This is a genomic window from Streptomyces hypolithicus, from assembly GCF_052934925.1.
In genome coordinates this window covers 2,241,182-2,260,696 of sequence record NZ_CM128811.1, presented here as the reverse complement: position 1 = coordinate 2,260,696, position 19,515 = coordinate 2,241,182, and the positions used below count along the sequence as shown (strand labels likewise).

Here is a 19,515-nt window from a genome sequence, read left to right as displayed (position 1 = left end):
CATTCAGCTCGTCGACCGGGTGGTCCCCGCCGACGGCGAGTGACCCGGAACAGGGAGTTCAGTGCCTGCGGCCACCCCGCAGACGGCTCAGCAGCTGCTTCGCCTGGCTGCGCCTTCTCGGGTCGGACGCGGCCTGGCGTCCCTGCGCGATCGTCCGGCGCCCCTGCGGGCTGCGTGCGTACTGCTTGATCCGGTTGATGATGCCCGGCATGTCGGTCCTCCGTCACGGTTCACGGTGCTTACGAGTGTTGTGTACGTCGCATACCCCGCCCGGCCGTGCCTACGCAGGCCGTGTCGCCCCCGCGAACGGCATCTGGTCGATCGGCGCCACCCGCACGGGGGCGCCGGGGCGGGGGGCGTGGATCATCTGGCCGTCGCCGATGTAGAGGCCGACGTGGCTGATGCCGGAGTAGAAGAAGAGCAGGTCGCCGGGTGCGAGGTCGGCGCGTGAGACCCGCCGGCCCGCGTTGATCTGCGTGTACGTCGTACGGGGCAGGGAGACGCCCGCCGCCTTCCAGGCCGCCTGGGTGAGCCCGGAGCAGTCGAAGGCGGAGGGGCCGGTCGCGCCCCAGACGTAGGGCTTGCCGATGGCGCCGTACGCGAAGGAAACCGCCTGCGCGGCGCGGGCGTTGGGGGCCGGGGCGTCGCCCATGCGTGGGGCGTGGCCAATGCTCGGGGCGTCGCCCATGGGCGGTGCGTCGCGGTTCGCTCGGTCGGCCCGGGGGGCAGTGGCGCCGCCGTGGCCGTCCTGGTCGGCGTACTGGGCCCGCTCCCGCGCGGTGAGGCGGGACAGCAGGGTCTGCGCCTCACCGATCTTGTCCTGGATGCGCGCCTTGTGCGTACGTAACTCCCGCTGCTGGGCTTTCAGCCGCGCCAGGTGGCCGTCCCCTTCGGCGCGCAGTTGCGCGATCTCGCCGAGCTCGCGCCGGATGCCGGTCACGGCGGCCGCCTGCCGGTCGCCGGCCCGGTCGGCGATCGCGGCACGTTCCAGGTACTGGTCCGGGTCCGAGGACAGCGCGACCTGCACGGCGGGGTCGACGGCGCCGGTGCGGTACTGGGCCGCGGCGAGTGAGCCCAGCGCGTTGCGGGCGCTGTTGAGGCGGTCGGTCCGGCGCGCGGCTTCGTCGCGCAGGGCGTCCAGCGACTCGCTCGTGCGCCCGGACTTTTCCTTCACGCCGTTGTACTTCTCGGTGGCGACCTCGGCGTCGTGGTAGAGCCGGTCGACCTTCGCCTTCACCTGGGCGGTCGTCAGCGCGGGTTCCGCGTGCGCGCCGCCGTCGAACGCCGTGGCGCTCGCGGCTCCGGCGAGCGCGAGGGTGGCGGCGGTGCGGCCGGTGCCGCCGCCCAGCATGCGCTGCTTGGGCCTTCGGTGCGTGGCCACGAGGGCGTCCACGTCCTTCCGTCCTGTACGTCGGCCGCGTCGCAGTCCGGCGGCGGACCGCACGGGGGGCGGCCCGCCGCCGGATTCCCGGCGGTGGCGGCCGACTGCTGCTCCGGGGAGGGGCGGCGGTGGGGAGTCGGTCACCTGGGGGAGGACGCTAAACCTGCGCGTCACGGGGCCGAGTGGGAATGACCGACAGTGGCAGAAATAGGTGCTTCTGTGATCGCCGATGAGAGGCGAAGCCGCGCCGGAATGCAGCATTCCGCTCTTCCGTGACCGATGCGGCGGAGCAACCGGAACCACCGGAACCAGACGGGCAGAGCCTGCTATGGCCGGGCTGGCCGGGCTGGCCGGGCTGGCCGGGCTGGCCGGGCTGGGACGGGCTTCGGGTCGAGCGCCGAAGCCGCCCGCCACGGCGGTGCGTGAGCGGGCGGCCGCACAGGTCGCGTAGCGCGGGCGCTACGCGGGGCGGACGCTACCGTAGATCGGCATGTAGTAGATCGACTCCTCGCGGACGTTCGCGCCGGGCTTCGGCGCGTGGATCATCTTGCCGCCGCCGATGTATATGCCGACGTGGCTGATGTCGTCGTAGAAGAAGACCAGGTCACCCGGCTTGAGGTCGTCGGTCGGGACGCGGCTGCCGACCTTCACCTGGTCCCAGGTGGTGCGCGGGAGACTGACGCCGGCGGCCTTCCAGGCGCCCTGGGTCAGGCCGGAGCAGTCGTACGAGCTGGGCCCCGCCGCGCCCCAGACGTACGGCTTGCCGATCTGTGCGCGGGCGAAGGCGAGCACCTTCTCGGCCTTGGCGGAGTATGCGTCACCGGAGCCGAGGCCGGCGCCGGAGCCGGAGCCCGGGTCCGGGGTGGTGGCGGGGGGCTTTCCGGTTCCGGGGGTGGTGCCCGGGGCGGAGGGGGTCGGTTCGTCTTGCCGGGCCTCTTCCTCCCGCTGTTGCTCCTGCTCCTGCTGCGTGCGCTGCCGCTCGGCTTCCGCCTCGGCTTCCGCCTTCGCCTTGGCTTCGGCCTTCCGCTTGGCCTCCGCCTCCCGCTCCTTCTCCAGCGCCGCCAGCCGTGCCTTCTCCTCGGCGGTCAGCCGGGACAGCAGCCCACGCGCCTCGCCGAGCTTGCGCTGGACATCCTGCTTGGACGCCTTGAGGGAGGACTGCGACTCGGTCAGCTTCTCCAGGCCGCGCGTCGCCTCGGCCCGCTTCTTCGACGCCTCGGCCTGCCGCGTCTCGAAGTCGCGGACGTCCGTCTGCTGACGCTCGGTCATCCGATCCATCAGCCGGTTCTGGTCGAAGTACGCCTGCGGGCTGTCCGCGAGCAGCAGCGCGGCGGTCGGGGTGACCGACCCCGACCGGTACTGCGCCGCCGCGTAGTTGCCGAGCTTGCGCCGGGCCTCGTTCAGCCTCTCGGTGCGCTGCGCGACCGCGTCGAGCAGTCCCTCCACCGACTTCCGCTGCTGCTCGGTGGCTTCCTTCGCCTGGTTGTACTTCTGGGTGGCGGTGCCGGCCTGGCGGTAGAGGTCGTCGACCTTCTTCTGTACTTCCTCGACGGTCGGCTTGGGTGCGGCGGGCGCGGCCGGTGCCGCGCCGGCGCTCTGGGCGAGCAGGCCGACGGACGCGAGCGCCGCGGTCGTGACCCCGAGGGCGGGAGCGGTGGTGCGTACCCGGGTACGCGGCTTGCGATGCGAGGCCAAGGCCGGCATCTCCTTCCGTGGACCGCCTACCGGGTTAGCTGTCGGGTTCGGGCGGAACGGAAGGTGCCCTACGGTCCTTGGGACAGCGGACCGATTCACCCCAGGTGGTGCGCGTGGGTCCCCGGTTCCGAACTGCCCGTGGGCAGGCCGGATTCGGCGTGGGCCGCCCGGTCCGGCGCCGTTCGCCGGTTGGGGTACGAGCCGCCCGAGTGGGAACGCTAGCCAACTCCGTTGGCCGCTGGGAAGCCTGATGGCCGATATGCCCGATACATTTTCGTGACCTTTGCCGAAGAGGTTTACCGCTTCACTAATGCGACCTGCCGGGCGGCCGAACGGCCTCCCGCCGAGAGGTGCGAAGTGGCCAAGGTCACAGGTGGGGGTGAGGGGCGGGCCGGCGCGGAAGCGGCGTACTGGGTCCGCGTGGCGGCCGGGCGCCCGTACGACCGCGGGAAGACGGCAATCCGGGGCCGGCCTGTCGGTGGTCCCGCCTAAGCTTGGTAGACGATGAGCAGCCTCTTTGACGACAGCTTCCTGACCGATCTCCAGCCCGCCGAGGCAGCGGCCCCGCCGCCCCCCGAGGACCACGCCCCGGAGGAGGTTCCGCACGACCTCTTCGGCGGTGTCTTCGACGGCCCCCCGCCGCCCAGGGACGCGTACTACCGGGACGGCGCCCCGCGTCCCGCCGTGGACGCCGCCGCGCTGCTCGACGGGCTCAACGCCGAACAGCGCCAGGCCGTCGTGCACTCGGGCTCGCCTCTGCTCATCGTGGCCGGCGCGGGCTCCGGCAAGACCAGGGTGCTGACCCACCGGATCGCGTACCTGCTGGCCAAGCGGGGGGTGCACCCCGGCCAGATCCTCGCGATCACCTTCACCAACAAGGCCGCCGGCGAGATGAAGGAGCGCGTCGAGGAACTCGTCGGACCGCGTGCGGCCGCCATGTGGGTCTCCACCTTCCACAGTGCGTGCGTGCGGATCCTGCGCCGCGAGTCGAAGAAGCTCGGCTTCACGTCGTCGTTCTCGATCTACGACGCCGCCGACTCCAAGCGTCTGATGGCGCTCGTCTGCCGTGACCTGGACCTCGACCCGAAGCGCTTCCCGCCGAAGGCGTTCAGCGCCAAGGTCTCGAACCTGAAGAACGAGCTGATAGACGAAGAGACCTTCGCCGGCCAGGCGGCCGACGGCTTCGAGAAAACCCTGGCCCAGGCGTACGGGCTGTACCAGGCGCGGCTGCGCGAGGCCAACGCCCTGGACTTCGACGACATCATCATGACCACGGTGCACCTGCTCCAGGCGTTCCCGGATGTCGCCGAGCACTACCGGATGCGTTTTCGCCACGTCATGGTCGACGAGTACCAGGACACCAACCACGCTCAGTACACACTCGTGCGCGAACTGGTGGGGCCCTCGGGTGAGGACCGGGCGCCGGGCGAGCTGTGCGTCGTGGGTGACGCGGACCAGTCGATCTACGCGTTCCGCGGTGCCACCATCCGCAACATCCTCCAGTTCGAGGAGGACTACCCGCAAGCAAAGACGATCATGCTGGAGCAGAACTACCGCTCCACCCAGACCATCCTCACCGCGGCCAACGCCGTCATCGAGCGCAACGAGAACCGCCGCCCGAAGAACCTCTGGACGGACGCCGGGACCGGCGCGCAGATCACCGGTTATGTCGCGGACACCGAGCACGACGAGGCGCAGTTCGTCGCCGAGGAGATCGACCGGCTCACCGACGCCGGTAACGCCAAGGCCGGCAACGTCGCGATCTTCTACCGTACGAACGCCCAGTCCCGTGTCTTCGAAGAGATCTTCATCCGCGTCGGCCTGCCCTACAAGGTCGTCGGCGGTGTGCGCTTCTACGAGCGCAAGGAGGTCAGGGATGTGCTCGCGTACCTGCGCGTCCTGGCGAACCCCGAGGACACCGTCCCGCTGCGCCGCATTCTGAACGTACCGAAGAGGGGCATCGGTGACCGCGCGGAGGCGATGATCGACGCGCTGTCGATGCGCGAGAAGATCAGTTTCCCGCAGGCGCTGCGGCGCGTGGACGAGGCGTACGGCATGGCGGCCCGCTCAGCGAACGCCGTGAAGCGTTTCAACACGCTCATGGAGGAGCTGCGTACGATCGTCGAGTCGGGCGCCGGACCGGCCACGGTGCTGGAGGCGGTCATGGAGCGGACCGGTTATCTCGCCGAGCTGCAGGCCTCGACCGATCCGCAGGACGAGACGCGCGTCGAGAACCTTCAGGAGCTGGCGTCCGTGGCCCTGGAGTTCGAGCAGGACCGGCAGGAGACCGAGCCGGGAACGCTGGCCGAGTTCCTGGAGAAGGTGGCGCTGGTCGCCGACTCGGATCAGATTCCCGACGACGACGACGAGGGCGGGTCGGGGGTCATCACGCTGATGACGCTGCACACCGCCAAGGGGCTCGAGTTTCCCGTGGTGTTCCTGACCGGGATGGAGGACGGCGTCTTCCCGCACATGCGCGCGCTCGGCCAGACCAAGGAGCTGGAGGAGGAGCGCCGGCTCGCGTACGTCGGCATCACGCGCGCCCGCGAGCGGCTGTATCTGACGCGGGCGACGATGCGCAGCGCGTGGGGGCAGCCTTCGTACAACCCGCCGTCGCGGTTCCTGGAGGAGATCCCGGAGACGCATCTGACCTGGAAGCGCAAAGGTGCGCAGGCCCCGGCGGGGCCGGTGTCGGGTGTTGCTTCGTCGTTGTCGGCCTCGCTCTCGTCGTCGCGGTCCCGGAACGGGGGCGGCGGCGCCTCCGGGTTCGCGACGCGGCGGACGTCGGACAAGCCGGTGATCGCACTGACGGTGGGGGACCGGGTCACGCACGACCAGTTCGGGCTCGGCACCGTGATGACGGTGACCGGGACGGGGGCGGACGCGCAGGCGACGATCGACTTCGGCGACGAGCGGCCGAAGAAGCTGCTGCTGAGGTACGCGCCGGTCCAGAAACTCTAGACGGGGGCGGCGCGGCGCGGGGCTGCTCGGGTCGGGCCGGGTTACGTCGGGTTGAGGCCCTGATTGCGCAGCCACTGCAGGGGGTCGATCGCCGACCCGCCACCGGGGCGCACCTCGAAGTGGAGGTGCGGGCCGGTGGAGTTGCCCGAGTTTCCGGCGTACGCGATGACGTCGCCGGCCTGGACGGGGCCCGAACGAATCTTGATGCTGCTGAGGTGGCAGTACCAGGTCTCGGTGCCGTCCGCGGCCGTCACTATGGCCATGTTTCCGTAGGCGCTGTTGTACTGCGTGCGGACGGTGCCGTCGGTCGCGGCCATCACCGGTGTGCCGTACGAGACGGGGAAGTCGATGCCGGAGTGCACGGACATCCAGTTGACGCCGGCCTGCCCGTAGTAGGCGCTGAGGCCGCGCTGTTCGACCGGCACGGCGAACTTGGGGCGGGCGGCCTCCTTGCGGGCGGCCTCCTCGGCCTTGCGCTTCTTCTCCGCCGCCTGGCGGGCCTGGAGGTCGATGCGCTCCTGGGTGCGGCTGGCGCGGTCCGCGAAGTCGTCGGCGTCCTCGGTGAGGTTCGCGAGCTGGGTGTCCAGCTTGTTGTTGACGGCCACGGCCTTGATGGAGCCGGTGTCGGCGGCCGACGCCGTGGTGGTGGTGTCCTTCTTCTCCTCGGGGGGGGCTCCGCCGCCGGTGACCGAGGCGGCGGCGATACCGGCGACGCCCATCACGCAGGCGGAGGGGACGGCCACGGTGAGGAGGGCCGAGCGCTTGGCGGGGGTGCGGCGCCGGCCACCGCGACCTGCGGCGCCGCGTCGGGCGACGGGGACGGCCACCGGCGACGTGGCTGTCGCGGCTGCGGCCGTGGCAATGGCGGTGGGGGTGGGGGTGAGATCGGGTTCCGGAGCCAGGTCCTGCTCGGGTTCGGATTCGGGTTCGAAGTGCTGCTCGGGTTCGAGATCCGGGCTATAGGCGTGCTGGTGCGGCTCGTACGCCACCGGTGTGCCGTGCAGGTCGGCGGCGGACGGGAACTCGACGGTGCCGTAGGTGACTTGCTGTGACGCGACACTGTCGTACGCGCCGGTCCCGTATCCCGTGGCGTCGTACATGGCGGTGTGGCCGTCGGCGTGAGCGGTGTTCCAGGCGGTGGTGTCGTAGGCGCCGGTATCCTGGAACGGTGCCGTGCTCCACTGACCGGTGGCATCGACGGCCTGGGCGAACTGGCTGGTTTCGTACGCCCCGGTGCCGAACTGCCCTGTCCGACTCCAGGTATTGGAGTCCCACTGGGCGGTGGTCTGGGCCGGGATGTCCGCTGCGGCCTGATGGTCGGCCTGGGGCCATGCCCCGGAGCCGTCGAACTGCTGGGTGCCGTAAGCGTCGTAACCGACGTGGTGCTGCGCGCCGGTCGAGTCCCACCAAGTGGTCTCGTACTGACCGCTGTGGCCTGCTTCGAAGTTGCTCCCCTGGGTAGGGAGCGTTCCGAAGAGGGGATCGGCGTCGAAGCTGCCGGTGGAGTAGCCGTCGTACCCGGCGTGGGCGTGCTGGTCGTCCACCAACTTCTCTCTCGCCTCGACAATCAGAACCTGTGGGGGCTGGGGTCCCGGGAAGGGGGCCCCAGAGGCAAAGCAGTGGCCGCGACTGTACCCGGCGGTAAGCGACGGCCACAATCTTTGCCGGGTTCTGAGTATTCCCGAAACGGGCATTCGGCCGCCTTTCGGCGGACGGCGGGCACAGCTTTGGCTCTACGTTCGACATCTGTTCGACTGCTGTTGGGGTTTGGGGCGGGAATCAGGCGACGGAAGCGGCGCCGGACGCGCCCTCCGATGTGTCCTGCGTTTCGAGCGCCTGCCGGATGCCTGCGGCGACCGCCGGGTGAACGGGCAGTGCGAGGTGCCCGATTCCCGTCACCCGCACGTTCTCCGCGATCAGGTCGGGGTGGCTGACGCACGCCGTTTCGACGGGCAGCATCAGCTGGTCGAGGTCGCTCCAGAAACTCACGAACCGGGTACGGCAGGACGGGGCGGGCTCCCGCAACTCCTCGATCACATCGGAACCCGGTCGCATCTGCCGCACGATGGGGTGCGCGCTCATGGGTGGGGCGACGGTGGTGCCGGAGTGTGGTGTGCCGAGGGTGACCAGGGTGCGTACGCGTGCGTCGCCGCCGAGCCGCTGTACGTAGTAGCGGGCAATCAGGCCGCCGAGGCTGTGGCCGACCATGTCGAGCCTGGCGTGTCCGGTCCGTTCGCAGATCTCCTCCACATGGCGGCCGAGCAGCTCGGCGGCGGTGCGGATGTCGCAGGTCAGCGGGGAGTAGTTGAGGGATTCCAGGTGGCGCCAACCGTGCCGGGCCAGGGAACGCCGCAGCAGGACGAAGACGGACCGGTTGTCGACGAATCCGTGGAGCAGTACGACGGGCAGGTGCTCCGCGCCGGTCACCGGCAGGGGATCCGGATCGTGGGCGGGCCCCGGCAGAGTGGTGCGGGCGGGGTCCGTGGAGAGGGCGGGGCGCGTGGGGCGGCGTTCCTGTGCCATGCCCGACGGGTAGAGAACGAGGTGCCCGGCGAGGATGGCCAGCTCCAGGGCGGTGGCCCTCAGGAGCGCGGACGGCGCGGACGGCAGTACTGGACGGCGTAGGCGTGGGGGGAAAGGGAAGGGCAGGACCCTCATGGCCGACCTCCTGAACGACACGCCGGTGGCGGCTCTGTCCCCCGTGTGCCCTCTGGGGCGCCGGGCGCTTCCCGTCGGCTCCCCTGTGCGTCGCTCGACACGCCCCAAAAGGCAGGAACGGCGCATAGTGAACATGTCCCACGTGTGATTTCCCCCTCCCCGTCCACCGCGAAACGGCCGGTTGCGCGATGCTGTAGATAACGTTCGTTCACTTCCCCGCTCTTTCCGGTGCGGGGCGCGTGCCGGATGACGGCGCAGTCGGTACATGGAGGCAGTGATGGGTGTGACCGGGCCGATCCGCGTGGTCGTCGCCAAGCCGGGGCTCGACGGCCACGATCGCGGCGCGAAAGTCATCGCGCGGGCTCTGCGCGACGCCGGTATGGAGGTCATCTACACCGGGCTGCACCAGACGCCCGAGCAGATCGTGGACACCGCCATTCAGGAGGACGCCGACGCGATCGGGCTGTCCATCCTGTCGGGCGCGCACAACACGCTCTTCGTGAAGGTCATCGAGTTGCTCAAGCAGCGCGACGCGGAGGACATCAAGGTCTTCGGCGGCGGCATCATCCCGGAGGCGGACATCGCACCGCTGAAGGAGAAGGGCGTCGCGGAGATCTTCACGCCGGGTGCGACGACGCATGCCATCGTGGACTGGGTCAACACGCATGTCCGCCAGGCGGCACAGGCGTAGGTCGCCGAGTCGGTCGGGGCCCCGCCCCGGACCCCGCTCCTCGAACGCCGGATCGGCTGGATCTCCAGCCCGCCCGGCGATTGCGGACACGCCCGCGGGCCGGCGTCGGGGGTCGCGACGTCCCGACGTTACGACGGCGCCAGTTCCCACCGCATCGCGGCACGCAGACGCAGAGTCCCGACGAGCCGCTGGAACGCTTCCGACCAGTACCCGCCCACGCCGGGCGACGCGTTCTCCGGTTCGTCCGGCGTGGTCGTGAGGATCTCCAGCCGGTCCGCCTCGCCGGGGTCGAGGCACCGTTCCGCGAGCCCCATGACTCCGCTGAAGCTCCAGGGGTAACTCCCTGCGTCCCGCGCGATGTCGAGGGCGTCGACCACCGCGCGGCCGAGCGCCTCCGACCACGGCACCACGCACGCCCCGAGCAGCTGAAACGCCTCGGACAGTCCGTGCGCCGCAATGAACTCCGCCACCCACTCAGCCCGTTCGCCGTCCGACAGGCCGGCCAGCAGCTTCGCGCGTTCGCCCAGCGACGACGTACCGGAGCCGGTGGCCAGCGGTGCGGACGGGACCCCGAGGAGGGCGCGGGACCAGGCCGCGTCGCGCTGGCGCACCGCCGCACGGCACCAGGCGGCGTGCAGTTCCTCCTGCCAGCCGTCGGCCACGGGCAGGGCCAAGATCTCCTCCGGCGAACGCCCGCCGAGCCGCTGCGGCCAGGCATGCAGCGGGGTGGATTCGACCAGCTGTCCCAGCCACCAGGACCGCTCGCCGCGCCCGGCCGGAGGGGCCGGGGTCACGCCGTCGCGCTGCATGTCCGCGTCGCATTCGTGCGGGGCCTCGACGGATATGCGCTCGCCACCCCCGGCGGGGCGCCCGGAGCGGTCGAGGCTGACGCACGTGGTGGCGCGGGCGGCCATCCGCACGGCCAGCGCTGATCCTGGCAGCGCCGAGAGCAGCTCGGCGGCGGTGGCCCGTACGTTGCGGCTGCGGTCGGACAGGGCTTGCTCCAGGAAGGGCTCGTCGGTGTCCGAGAGGCCGGTGCGCAGCGAGTCGAGGAACATCAGCCGGTCCTCGGCCCGCTCCGTGGACCAGGTGCCGGCGAGCAGGGTCAGCGCCGCGTGCGGTGCGTGGGCCCGTACGGCCGCGAGCAGGCCGACGCGCTCGGCGAACAGGCCCTCCTCCCACAGACGCCGTACGCCGTCGGTGTCGCCGGGGTCGGGCAGTGCGGCGCCGCCCGACCCGCCGCGCAGCGCGAACCGCCAGTCGGTGTTGAGCCCCGCCAGCCACAGGCCACGCGGCCCGGCGAAGGTCAGGGCCCCCGGCCGCAGATCGGTGCGGGCGCGGGCGGCGTCCAGCAGAGCGGGCAGCAGGGCCGGCGGAGCCTGGAACCCCCGCTCGTTCGCGGCGGCGAGCCACTGCGGGAGGAGTTCGGTCAGATCCGGTGCGGCCCCCCGCCGGCCCCCGCTGCCGGCGGGCGGGCGCCCGGCCAGGAGCTGGGCGAGCCTGCGGCGGGCGGCCGTGGGCAGCTCGGGGCGCGGATCGTGCGGGGCGGGCTCGGGGCGCCCGGCCGCGCGGGCGGGGAGGAGGCCCGCCCTGCGGCGTACGGTCTGGAGCGCGGCGGCGTCGAGCAGCGCGGCCGGGGCCTCCTTGCCGGGCGTCCCGGCCCCCGGCGCCTCGGCCCCGGGAGTCCCGGCCCCGGGGGGCAGTGCGCGGCGGTCGGTGCCGAGGAGAGCGGTGGTGACGAGTGCCTCCCAGGAGGCTTCTTCCCTGGCGGCCGGTTCGGCGTCGGACGTCGTGGTTGCTGTGCGGGTCATCGGGGCCCTCCGTGCGGTCAGGTTTCGACGAGCGGGATGGTCTCGGCAGAGCCGTCGGACCAGGCGGTCAGCGGGGTGAAGCCGCGGTGGCGCAACTCGCCGAAGACCGTGACGGGCCCGCCGCCGGACAGGGCGGCCAGCTTCCACAGGCCGGGTCGGGCCTGGGCGGCGGGGTCGACCGGAAGAGCGAAATCGCCTTTCTCGTCCGCCAGTTGCCAGGTTCCGTCGGCGGGGACCGGTATGACGCGGCTCAGCGTCACCGGCCAGGAGTCCAGCCACGGATCGTCCCGCAGGGCCACGCCGTACGCACGGAGCGCCTCGGTGGCGCCGAGGCCCGGCGGAGCGGCGTCGATCGCGACCGGCGCCGCGAACTGCGCACCGACGTCGGCCCTGAGCTGCGCGGCCCCGGGATGGAAGGTGAGCTCCGCTTCGAGGAGCAGCCCAGCGGGCAGGGCCGCGTCGGGAGCCCGGCCGGCGACGCCGAAGGACAGCACCAGGGCGGTGCGCCCCGACTCCCGTCCGTACAGCCAGATGCGGCGCGTGAGAAGTTTGCCGTCCTGGGTGTCGTACTGGGCGAGCACCAGCCAGCGGTCCCGGAGCGGTGGTCCCGCGGCGGGCGCGGTGAGCCCGACGCGCGTACGCACGGTCGCCGCCAGGGGCTCCGGGAGGCGGTCGCGGGCCAGCCAGGCCGAGTCCAGCAGATGCAGCAGCGCGCACTCCTCCAGCAGCCGCACCGGCCACCCTGGCCCCGAAGCGGGTATCGCACCCAACTCCCGCGCCCGAGCCGCCAGTCCGGGAGCCTGGGCGTCGACCATGCGCCTGGCCGTCTCCTCCCACAGCCCGTACCCCGCCTGTTCGGCGGCGGCCAGGCCACCCCGCAGGAGGTCGGTCAGGCGCTGCTCCAGCTCGGTGGCGCCCGCCGTGATCCGCTCAGCCCGTTGCTCAGCCCTTCGCCTCGTCGCCTCGGACCCGGCCGCTTTCGCGGAGCCGCCGGGCCCTTCCCGGCGCTCCGCGCTCTTCCCGTGCTCGGTCTTCGCCGCGGCCTGCTCCCGGCGTGCCTCCAGCCAGGCTTCGGCCCAGTCCGGCGGCTGCGCCGCGTCCTGCACGGCCGGATCGTCCCCCGCCCAGAGCAGCAGCAGCGCCAACGCGTGTTTGCACGGGAACTTCCGGCTCGGACAACTGCACTTGTAGGCAGGGACGGTGCCCGCCAGGTCGACTACCGTCCGATACGGCGTACTGCCGCTGCCTTTGCATAGACCCCACACCGCCCCCGACCCGCCGCACTCTGCGCCCGACCACCCTGCGCCCGACCACGGCCCGGCCACGGCGAGCCTGCTTCCCGCTTTGCGTGACGCGGCGTCAGGAGCCAAACCCAGCACCTGTTCCACCGTCCGGCGCACCCCCTGCTGATTCATGCACAAGACGCTACGGGCCACCACTGACAATCGGCTCCGGCCTGCGGATTCGCCCGAACTGTTCACCATTTGACTTTACTTCGGCTTTGCGATTGGGTGCGATCTCCACACACTCAGATCCGGGGGGATCCCACATGAACCGCATGGTCCGCACCGTCCTTTGCACAGCCGCCGCCGCCGGCCTCACCTTCGGCCTCGGAGCCTGCTCCGAGATGACCGAAGCCGCCAAGGACGAGAGCGTCAAGCAGGTCGACAAGGCCGTCAACGAGACGTACGAAGTCACCTACGAGGTCACCGGCAAGAACATCGAGTCCATCGAGTACGCGGCCGGCGAGGGCACCGCGCTGGAACCGAAGATGGTGTCCGCGAAGAAGCCCGACCTGCCGTGGAAGAAGACGGTCACGCTGCGCGGCATCATGCCGCCGGTCGTCAGCCCGATCAGCATCGCGGACGCCGCGGACCTGACCTGCAAGGTCGTCTACAAGGGCAAGACGATCAAGGAAGCGACCGGCGAGAAGGCCATGAGCGGCGGCTGCGTCGCGGTCTCGCCGATCGCGCAGTAGCTTCCGCAGCCCGCCATACGTGCCCTGACCTGCGGCTGAGGCCCATTGTCAGTGGCGTGGTGCACGGTGGAACCCACATCCGGGACATCTGGAGGGGGATCCCATGACCGTGCCCGAAACCAACGAAGCCGTCGCGAACGCGGACACCGGCGAGGCCCTGCGGCCGCACGCCGAGGACGCGTTCGCCGACGAACTGAAGGCGCTGGCCGTGGCCGACGACCGGCCGCGGCCCACCCGTTGGAAGCTCTCCCCGTGGGCCGTGGCCACCTACCTGCTCGGCGGGACGCTGCCGGACGGCACCGTGATCACCCCCAAGTACGTGGGGCCGCGCCGGATCGTCGAAGTCGCCGTCACCACCCTCGCCACCGACCGGGCGCTGCTGCTGCTCGGCGTCCCCGGCACCGCGAAGACCTGGGTCTCCGAGCACCTCGCCGCCGCCGTCAGCGGCGACTCGACCCTGCTCGTGCAGGGCACGGCCGGCACCCCGGAAGAGGCCATCCGCTACGGCTGGAACTACGCCCGCCTGCTCGCCCACGGGCCAAGCCGCGAAGCGCTCGTCCCCAGCCCCGTCATGCGCGCCATGGCCGACGGCATGACCGCACGGGTCGAAGAACTCACCCGCATCCCGGCCGACGTGCAGGACACCCTGATCACGATCCTGTCGGAGAAGACCCTGCCCATCCCCGAACTCGGGCAGGAACAACAGGCCGTCCGCGGGTTCAACCTCATCGCGACCGCCAACGACCGCGACCGCGGGGTCAACGACCTCTCCAGCGCGCTGCGCCGTCGGTTCAACACCGTCGTGCTGCCGCTGCCCGAGAGCGCCGACGCCGAGGTCGACATCGTGGCGCGTCGCGTCGACCAGATCGGGCGCTCCCTCGACCTGCCTGCCGCCCCCGACGGCTTCGAGGAGATCCGGCGCGTCGTCACCGTCTTCCGTGAGCTGCGCGACGGCGTCACCGCCGACGGCCGTACGAAGGTCAAGTCTCCCTCGGGGACGCTGTCCACGGCCGAGGCGATCTCCGTCGTCACCGGTGGGCTCGCTCTCGCCGCGCACTTCGGGGACGGTGTGCTGCGTTCCGGCGACGTGGCGGCGGGCATCCTCGGCGCGGTCGTCCGCGACCCGGCGGCCGACCGGGTGATCTGGCAGGAGTACCTGGAGACGGTCGTCCGCGAGCGGGACGGCTGGAAGGACTTCTACCGCGCCTGCCGGGAGGTGACGGGATGACATCACCCGCAACCGTGCCTCCCGGGCCTCTGCTGCTCGGTGTGCGCCACCACGGGCCCGGCTCCGCCCGCGCCGTGCGCGCGGCTCTCGACGCGGCGCGGCCCCGCGCCGTACTCGTCGAGGGGCCGCCCGAGGCCGACGCGCTGCTGCCGCTCGCGGCCGACGACGACATGCGCCCGCCGGTGGCGCTCCTCGCGCACGTCACCGACGACCCCCGGCGGGCCGCTTTCTGGCCGCTGGCCGAGTTCTCCCCGGAGTGGGTCGCCATCCGCTGGGCCCTCGCCCACGACGTGCCGGTCCGCTTCATCGACCTGCCGGCGGCGCACTCACTGGCGCTGACGGACGACCTGCTGACGGACGACCCGGAGGGGGCGCCAGAGCCCGGCTTGGAGGCGGCCGTCGACCCGGTCGGCGTGCTGGCGGATACCGCCGGGTACGACGATCCGGAGCGGTGGTGGGAGGACGTCGTAGAGCACCGCGGTGCGGGCGCCGACCCGTTCGCACCGTTCCGGGCCCTCGCCGAGGCCATGGGCGCGTTGCGAGAGGCGTACGGAGACGGGGGCCACCCCCGCGACCCGGTCCGCGAGGCGTACATGCGGCTGCGGATCCGCGCGGCCCGCAAGGAGTTCGGCGGCGACTTCGCCGTCGTCTGCGGCGCATGGCACCTGCCGGCACTCGGCGAGAAGTCCGCGACCGCCACCGCCGACCGGGCGCTCCTCAAGGGGCTGCCCAAGGTCAGGACCGAAATGACCTGGGTGCCCTGGACCCACCGCAGGCTCGCCCGCCGCAGCGGATACGGCGCAGGCATCGATTCGCCCGGCTGGTACGGGCACCTGTTCGGCGCGCGGGACCGGCCCGTCGAGCGCTGGATGACCAGGGTCGCCGGGCTGCTGAGGGAAGAGGACCGGATGGTGTCCTCCGCCCATGTGATCGAGGCGGTCCGGCTCGCCGAAACCCTCGCCGTCATGCGCGGCCGCCCCCTCGCCGGGCTCACCGAGACCATGGACGCCGTGCGCGCCGTGATGTGCGAAGGCTCCGACGTACCCCTCTCCCTGGTGCACGACCGGCTCGTGGTCGGTGACGTGCTCGGGCAGGTCCCCGACGCCGCGCCCGCCGTTCCGCTACAACGCGACCTGACCCGCACCCAGCGCACGCTGCGGCTCAGAGCGGAGCCGCAGGACCGGGAGCTGGAACTGGACCTGCGCAAGGACACCGACGCGGCGCGCAGCAGACTGCTGCACCGGCTGCGGCTGCTGTCCATCGGCTGGGGCGAGCCGGCCGGGACCCGGGGGAGTACGGGGACGTTCCGGGAGAGCTGGCGGCTGCGCTGGGAGCCAGAACTGGCGGTGCGGGTCGCCGAGGCCGGGATTTGGGGCACCACGGTGCTGTCCGCGGCCACCGCCAAAGCCGAGACCCAGGCCGTTTCCGCCACGGTGCTCGCCGATGTCACCGCCCTCGCCGAACGGTGCCTGCTGGCCGAACTCACCGACGCCCTACCGGTCGTGATGCGGGCGCTCGCCGACCGGGCCGCGCTGGACGCCGATGTCGGGCACCTCGCCCAGGCCCTGCCCGCGCTCGCCCGCTCCCTGCGCTACGGCGACGTGCGCGGCACCGACACGGCGGCGCTCAGCGAGGTCGCGGCCGGTCTCGCCGAGCGGATCTGCGTCGGTCTGCCACCCGCCTGCACCGGCCTCGACGCGGACGGGGCTGCGGACATGCGCCGCCACCTCGACGCCGTAAACACAGCGATCGGCCTGCTGGCCGGGGCGGCGCCGGACCACCGCGCAGACCTGCGCGGGAGGTGGACCGAGGTCCTGCGCAGGCTCGCCGGGCGGGACAGTGTGGCCGGGGTGATCCGCGGCCGGGCGGCGCGCCTGCTGCTGGACGACGGGCGGCTCACGGAAGAGGCAGCGGCGCGGCTGATGGGGCTCGCTCTCTCGCCCGGCGCTGCGCCGGCCGACGCCGCCGCGTGGATCGAGGGATTCGTCGGCGGAGCCGCGGGGGGCGGGCTGCTGCTCGTGCACGACGAACGCCTGCGCGGGCTCGTGGACACGTGGCTGACGGATGTCCCGGCCGAGGCGTTCACCGACGTACTCCCGCTGCTGAGGCGCACCTTCTCGGCGTACGAACCGGGGGTGCGGCGCTCGCTGGGCGAGCTGGTCCGGCGCGGGCCCGCCACGGCTCGGAGGGCTGGAGCGGCTGGGCCGGTGGAGATCCCCGGAGCGCCCGGGTTCGGGCCGGGACTCGACGCGGAGCGCGCCGACGGGGTGCTGCCGGTCCTGCGGCTTCTGCTGGGGACGCCGGCGGAAGAAGCGGAAGAACCAGAAGCAGCGGAAGACAACGACCTGGTGGGGGAGGCCCGATGAACACGAGCGGTGCGGGATCAGGCGAAGAGCGCCTTCGGCGGTGGCGGCTGGTGCTCGGAGGCGAAGCCGCAGACGGGACCGGGTGCGCGCTGAGCGGGCAGGACGCTGCCATGGACGGTGCACTGGGCGCGCTGTACGGCGCCGGCGGCCGCGGCACCGGGGACCGTTCGGGCCCGCGCTCGGCCGGACTCGGCGCCTCCGCCCCGTCCGTGGCGCGCTGGCTCGGCGACATCCGCCGGTACTTCCCCAGTTCGGTGGTGCAGGTCATGCAGCGCGACGCGATCGAACGCCTCGGGCTGTCGGCACTGCTCCTGGAACCCGAGATGCTGGAGGCCGTCGAAGCGGACGTCCACCTTGTCGGGACGCTGCTCTCGCTCAACAAGGTGATGCCCGAGACGACACGGGAGACGGCGCGCGCCGTCGTGCGCAAGGTGGTCCTGGACCTGGAGAAGCGCCTGGCCACCCGTACCCGGGCCACCCTGACCGGCGCCCTCGACCGCAGCGCCCGCGTCAACCGCCCCCGCCACCGGGACATCGACTGGGACCGCACCATCCGGGCCAACCTCAAGAACTACCTTCCCGAGTACCGGACCGTCGTGCCCGAACGGCTCGTCGGGTACGGGCGGGCGTCGCAGTCCGTGAAGAAGGATGTCGTCCTGTGCATCGACCAGTCCGGGTCGATGGCCGCATCCGTCGTCTACGCGTCCGTCTTCGGCGCGGTCCTCGCCTCGATGCGCTCGATCAACACCCGGCTCGTCGTCTTCGACACCGCCGTCGTCGATCTCACCGACCAGTTGGACGACCCCGTCGACGTCCTCTTCGGCACGCAGCTCGGCGGCGGTACGGACATCAACCGCGCCCTCGCCTACTGCCAGTCGCAGATCACCCGCCCCGCCGACACCGTGGTCGTCCTGATCAGCGACCTCTACGAAGGCGGGATACGTGACGAGATGCTCAAGCGGGTCGCCGCGATGAAGGCGGCCGGCGTGCAGTTCGTCGCCCTGCTCGCCCTCTCCGACGAAGGCGGCCCGGCGTACGACCGTGAGCACGCGGCGGCGCTCGCGGCACTCGGCGCGCCGGCCTTCGCCTGTACGCCCGACCTCTTCCCGGAGGTGATGGCGGCCGCGATCGAGAAACGGCCACTGCCCATACCGGACATGGCGGCTCATCCGTAGCCCCAGGCTCGGGTCACCCTGGAAGACGCGTGCGGGCATCGCCCAGTCGTTCCCCTGCTGCCCCTGCCCCTGCCCCTGCCCCTGCCCCTGCCCCTGCCCCTGCCCCTGCCCCTGCTCCTGCCCTGCCCCTGCTCCGCGGGCCGGCGCCGTCTCCACCGACAGCGCCGCCATGCGTGCGATCTGTGACAGGTATCACCGCTCAGGTGTGATCTGCGATTTAGGGACCTGTGGCCCACGGGGATAACCTGCGGGACGGACATGCCGCGTACCGGACACCGTGTACGCCTCCCTTGTGACAGCGCCGTCACGTTGCCCTCCGCGGCACGCCCATTGGAGACAACGCAACGAACCGCGATCACCAGAAAAGGGACGGACGCGCGTGGACCTGTTCGAGTACCAGGCGAGGGACCTCTTCGCCAAGCACGGTGTACCGGTGCTGGCCGGTGAAGTCATCGAAACGCCTGAGGCGGCGCGCGAGGCCACTGAGCGGCTGGGCGGCAAGTCGGTCGTCAAGGCGCAGGTGAAGGTCGGCGGCCGCGGCAAGGCAGGCGGCATCAAGCTCGCCGCCACCCCGGACGAGGCCGTCGCCCGTTCGACGGACATCCTCGGGATGGACATCAAGGGCCACACGGTCCACAAGGTGATGATCGCCGAGACCGCGCCGGAGATCGCCGAGGAGTACTACGTCTCGTACCTCCTCGACCGTACGAACCGCACATTCCTCGCCATGGCGTCCGTCCAGGGCGGCATGGACATCGAGGAGGTCGCGGAGAAGACCCCCGAGGCCCTCGCGAAGGTCCCGGTCAACGCCAACGACGGCGTCACCATCGAGAAGGCCCGCGAGATCGTCGCCCTGGCGAAGTTCCCGGCCGAGGTCGCCGAGGGTGTCGCCGAGGTCCTCGTGACCCTGTGGGACACCTTCGTCGCCGAGGACGCGCTCCTCGTCGAGGTCAACCCGCTCGCGAAGCTCGCCGACGGCCGCATCATCGCGCTGGACGGCAAGGTCTCTCTCGACGAGAACGCCGACTTCCGCCAGCCCGGCCACGAGGCGCTCGAGGACAAGGCCGCAGCCAACCCGCTCGAGGCTGCCGCCAAGGCCAAGAACCTCAACTACGTCAAGCTCGACGGCGAGGTCGGCATCATCGGCAACGGCGCCGGCCTGGTCATGTCGACCCTGGACGTCGTCGCGTACGCCGGTGAGGCGCACGGCAACGTGAAGCCCGCCAACTTCCTCGACATCGGTGGCGGCGCGTCCGCCGAGGTCATGGCGAACGGCCTGGAGATCATCCTCGGCGACCCGGACGTCAAGTCCGTCTTCGTCAACGTCTTCGGCGGCATCACCGCCTGCGACGAGGTCGCCAACGGCATCGTTCAGGCCCTGGAGCTGCTCAAGTCGAAGGGCGAGAAGGTCGAGAAGCCGCTCGTCGTGCGTCTCGACGGCAACAACGCGGAGCTGGGTCGCAAGATCCTTTCCGACGCCAACCACCCGCTCGTGCGGCGCGTGGACACCATGGACGGCGCGGCCGACAAGGCCGCCGAGCTCGCCGCGGCTGCGAAGTAAAGGACGAGGG

15 protein-coding genes and 1 riboswitch are annotated in these 19,515 nt (G+C 71.7%); of the genes, 8 read left to right on the top strand and 7 right to left on the bottom strand.

Going from position 1 to position 19,515, the window contains the following annotated elements; genetic code table 11:
• Positions 1 to 58: 58 nt before the first annotated feature.
• Positions 59 to 211 carry a hypothetical protein gene (locus ACU6WZ_RS10415; protein WP_447032857.1) on the bottom strand — a complete coding sequence of 51 codons (153 nt, stop codon included), beginning with the start codon at positions 209 to 211 and terminating at the stop codon, positions 59 to 61.
• A 69-nt stretch (positions 212 to 280) separates the two neighbouring features.
• Positions 281 to 1,381, bottom strand: coding sequence for a C40 family peptidase (locus ACU6WZ_RS10410; RefSeq protein WP_447032856.1), 1,101 nt, complete (start codon positions 1,379 to 1,381; stop codon positions 281 to 283).
• Positions 1,382 to 1,709: 328 nt separating this feature from the next.
• On the opposite strand from ACU6WZ_RS10410, the gene ACU6WZ_RS10405 reads away from it, so the two are divergent.
• Positions 1,710 to 1,832, top strand: a complete 123-nt coding sequence (locus ACU6WZ_RS10405) for a hypothetical protein (protein ID WP_447032854.1) — start codon at positions 1,710 to 1,712, stop codon at positions 1,830 to 1,832.
• Between the two features lie 8 nt (positions 1,833 to 1,840).
• Here the strand turns inward: ACU6WZ_RS10405 and ACU6WZ_RS10400 are convergent, their stop codons facing one another.
• The gene (locus ACU6WZ_RS10400; protein ID WP_447032852.1) at positions 1,841 to 3,076 is read right to left on the bottom strand and encodes a C40 family peptidase; all 1,236 of its coding nucleotides are present in this window, start codon (positions 3,074 to 3,076) and stop codon (positions 1,841 to 1,843) included.
• A gap of 7 nt (positions 3,077 to 3,083) precedes the next feature.
• Positions 3,084 to 3,245, bottom strand: a riboswitch (cyclic di-AMP (ydaO/yuaA leader).
• Between the two features lie 335 nt (positions 3,246 to 3,580).
• Between ACU6WZ_RS10400 and pcrA the strand changes: the two genes are divergently transcribed.
• Positions 3,581 to 6,037 carry a DNA helicase PcrA gene (gene pcrA / locus ACU6WZ_RS10395; protein ID WP_447032850.1) on the top strand — a complete coding sequence of 819 codons (2,457 nt, stop codon included), beginning with the start codon at positions 3,581 to 3,583 and terminating at the stop codon, positions 6,035 to 6,037.
• Positions 6,038 to 6,078: 41 nt separating this feature from the next.
• Here the strand turns inward: pcrA and ACU6WZ_RS10390 are convergent, their stop codons facing one another.
• Together ACU6WZ_RS10390 and ACU6WZ_RS10385 are read right to left on the bottom strand one after the other, a co-directional pair.
• The gene (locus tag ACU6WZ_RS10390; RefSeq protein ID WP_447032848.1) at positions 6,079 to 7,581 is read right to left on the bottom strand and encodes a M23 family metallopeptidase; all 1,503 of its coding nucleotides are present in this window, start codon (positions 7,579 to 7,581) and stop codon (positions 6,079 to 6,081) included.
• Positions 7,582 to 7,816: 235 nt separating this feature from the next.
• The gene (locus ACU6WZ_RS10385) at positions 7,817 to 8,695 is read right to left on the bottom strand and encodes an esterase/lipase family protein (protein ID WP_447032847.1); all 879 of its coding nucleotides are present in this window, start codon (positions 8,693 to 8,695) and stop codon (positions 7,817 to 7,819) included.
• 277 nt (positions 8,696 to 8,972) lie between these two features.
• Between ACU6WZ_RS10385 and icmB the strand changes: the two genes are divergently transcribed.
• Positions 8,973 to 9,386, top strand: coding sequence for a coenzyme B12-dependent isobutyryl CoA mutase small subunit (icmB, locus tag ACU6WZ_RS10380; RefSeq protein WP_447032845.1), 414 nt, complete (start codon positions 8,973 to 8,975; stop codon positions 9,384 to 9,386).
• Positions 9,387 to 9,514: 128 nt separating this feature from the next.
• On the opposite strand, the gene ACU6WZ_RS10375 is transcribed toward icmB, so the two are convergent.
• Both ACU6WZ_RS10375 and ACU6WZ_RS10370 read right to left on the bottom strand, forming a co-directional pair.
• Positions 9,515 to 11,197, bottom strand: a complete 1,683-nt coding sequence (locus ACU6WZ_RS10375) for a DUF5691 domain-containing protein (protein WP_447032844.1) — start codon at positions 11,195 to 11,197, stop codon at positions 9,515 to 9,517.
• A gap of 17 nt (positions 11,198 to 11,214) precedes the next feature.
• Positions 11,215 to 12,612 carry an SWIM zinc finger family protein gene (locus tag ACU6WZ_RS10370; RefSeq protein ID WP_447032842.1) on the bottom strand — a complete coding sequence of 466 codons (1,398 nt, stop codon included), beginning with the start codon at positions 12,610 to 12,612 and terminating at the stop codon, positions 11,215 to 11,217.
• 134 nt (positions 12,613 to 12,746) lie between these two features.
• Here ACU6WZ_RS10370 and ACU6WZ_RS10365 point away from each other — a divergent pair, with 134 nt between their 5' ends.
• From ACU6WZ_RS10365 to sucC, 5 genes are all read left to right on the top strand, one after another.
• The gene (locus tag ACU6WZ_RS10365) at positions 12,747 to 13,175 is read left to right on the top strand and encodes a hypothetical protein (protein ID WP_447032841.1); all 429 of its coding nucleotides are present in this window, start codon (positions 12,747 to 12,749) and stop codon (positions 13,173 to 13,175) included.
• Between the two features lie 103 nt (positions 13,176 to 13,278).
• Positions 13,279 to 14,403 (top strand): ATP-binding protein, encoded by a 1,125-nt coding sequence (locus ACU6WZ_RS10360; protein WP_447032840.1) that lies wholly within the window; start codon positions 13,279 to 13,281, stop codon positions 14,401 to 14,403.
• Positions 14,400 to 16,769, top strand: coding sequence for a DUF5682 family protein (locus ACU6WZ_RS10355; RefSeq protein ID WP_447032839.1), 2,370 nt, complete (start codon positions 14,400 to 14,402; stop codon positions 16,767 to 16,769). Before ACU6WZ_RS10360 ends, ACU6WZ_RS10355 begins: the two co-directional genes overlap by 4 nt.
• Positions 16,766 to 17,944 (top strand): VWA domain-containing protein, encoded by a 1,179-nt coding sequence (locus tag ACU6WZ_RS10350; protein WP_447032838.1) that lies wholly within the window; start codon positions 16,766 to 16,768, stop codon positions 17,942 to 17,944. Before ACU6WZ_RS10355 ends, ACU6WZ_RS10350 begins: the two co-directional genes overlap by 4 nt.
• A gap of 379 nt (positions 17,945 to 18,323) precedes the next feature.
• Complete coding sequence (gene sucC / locus ACU6WZ_RS10345) at positions 18,324 to 19,505, top strand: ADP-forming succinate--CoA ligase subunit beta (protein ID WP_447032836.1); 1,182 nt, start codon at positions 18,324 to 18,326, stop codon at positions 19,503 to 19,505.
• The last annotated feature ends 10 nt before the right edge of the window (positions 19,506 to 19,515 follow it).

What these genes read in the sequence shown, in the direction of transcription:
- pcrA (WP_447032850.1), top strand. Translation starts at nt 3,581, where the DNA reads ATGAGCAGCCTCTTTGACGACAGCTTCCTGACCGATCTCCAGCCCGCC.
- ACU6WZ_RS10355 (WP_447032839.1), top strand. Translation starts at nt 14,400, where the DNA reads ATGACATCACCCGCAACCGTGCCTCCCGGGCCTCTGCTGCTCGGTGTG.
- ACU6WZ_RS10350 (WP_447032838.1), top strand. Translation starts at nt 16,766, where the DNA reads ATGAACACGAGCGGTGCGGGATCAGGCGAAGAGCGCCTTCGGCGGTGG.
- ACU6WZ_RS10375 (WP_447032844.1), bottom strand. Translation starts at nt 11,197, where the DNA reads ATGACCCGCACAGCAACCACGACGTCCGACGCCGAACCGGCCGCCAGG.
- ACU6WZ_RS10405 (WP_447032854.1), top strand. Translation starts at nt 1,710, where the DNA reads ATGGCCGGGCTGGCCGGGCTGGCCGGGCTGGCCGGGCTGGCCGGGCTG.
- ACU6WZ_RS10365 (WP_447032841.1), top strand. Translation starts at nt 12,747, where the DNA reads ATGAACCGCATGGTCCGCACCGTCCTTTGCACAGCCGCCGCCGCCGGC.
- ACU6WZ_RS10360 (WP_447032840.1), top strand. Translation starts at nt 13,279, where the DNA reads ATGACCGTGCCCGAAACCAACGAAGCCGTCGCGAACGCGGACACCGGC.
- ACU6WZ_RS10370 (WP_447032842.1), bottom strand. Translation starts at nt 12,612, where the DNA reads ATGAATCAGCAGGGGGTGCGCCGGACGGTGGAACAGGTGCTGGGTTTG.
- ACU6WZ_RS10415 (WP_447032857.1), bottom strand. Translation starts at nt 211, where the DNA reads ATGCCGGGCATCATCAACCGGATCAAGCAGTACGCACGCAGCCCGCAG.
- icmB (WP_447032845.1), top strand. Translation starts at nt 8,973, where the DNA reads ATGGGTGTGACCGGGCCGATCCGCGTGGTCGTCGCCAAGCCGGGGCTC.
- ACU6WZ_RS10385 (WP_447032847.1), bottom strand. Translation starts at nt 8,695, where the DNA reads ATGAGGGTCCTGCCCTTCCCTTTCCCCCCACGCCTACGCCGTCCAGTA.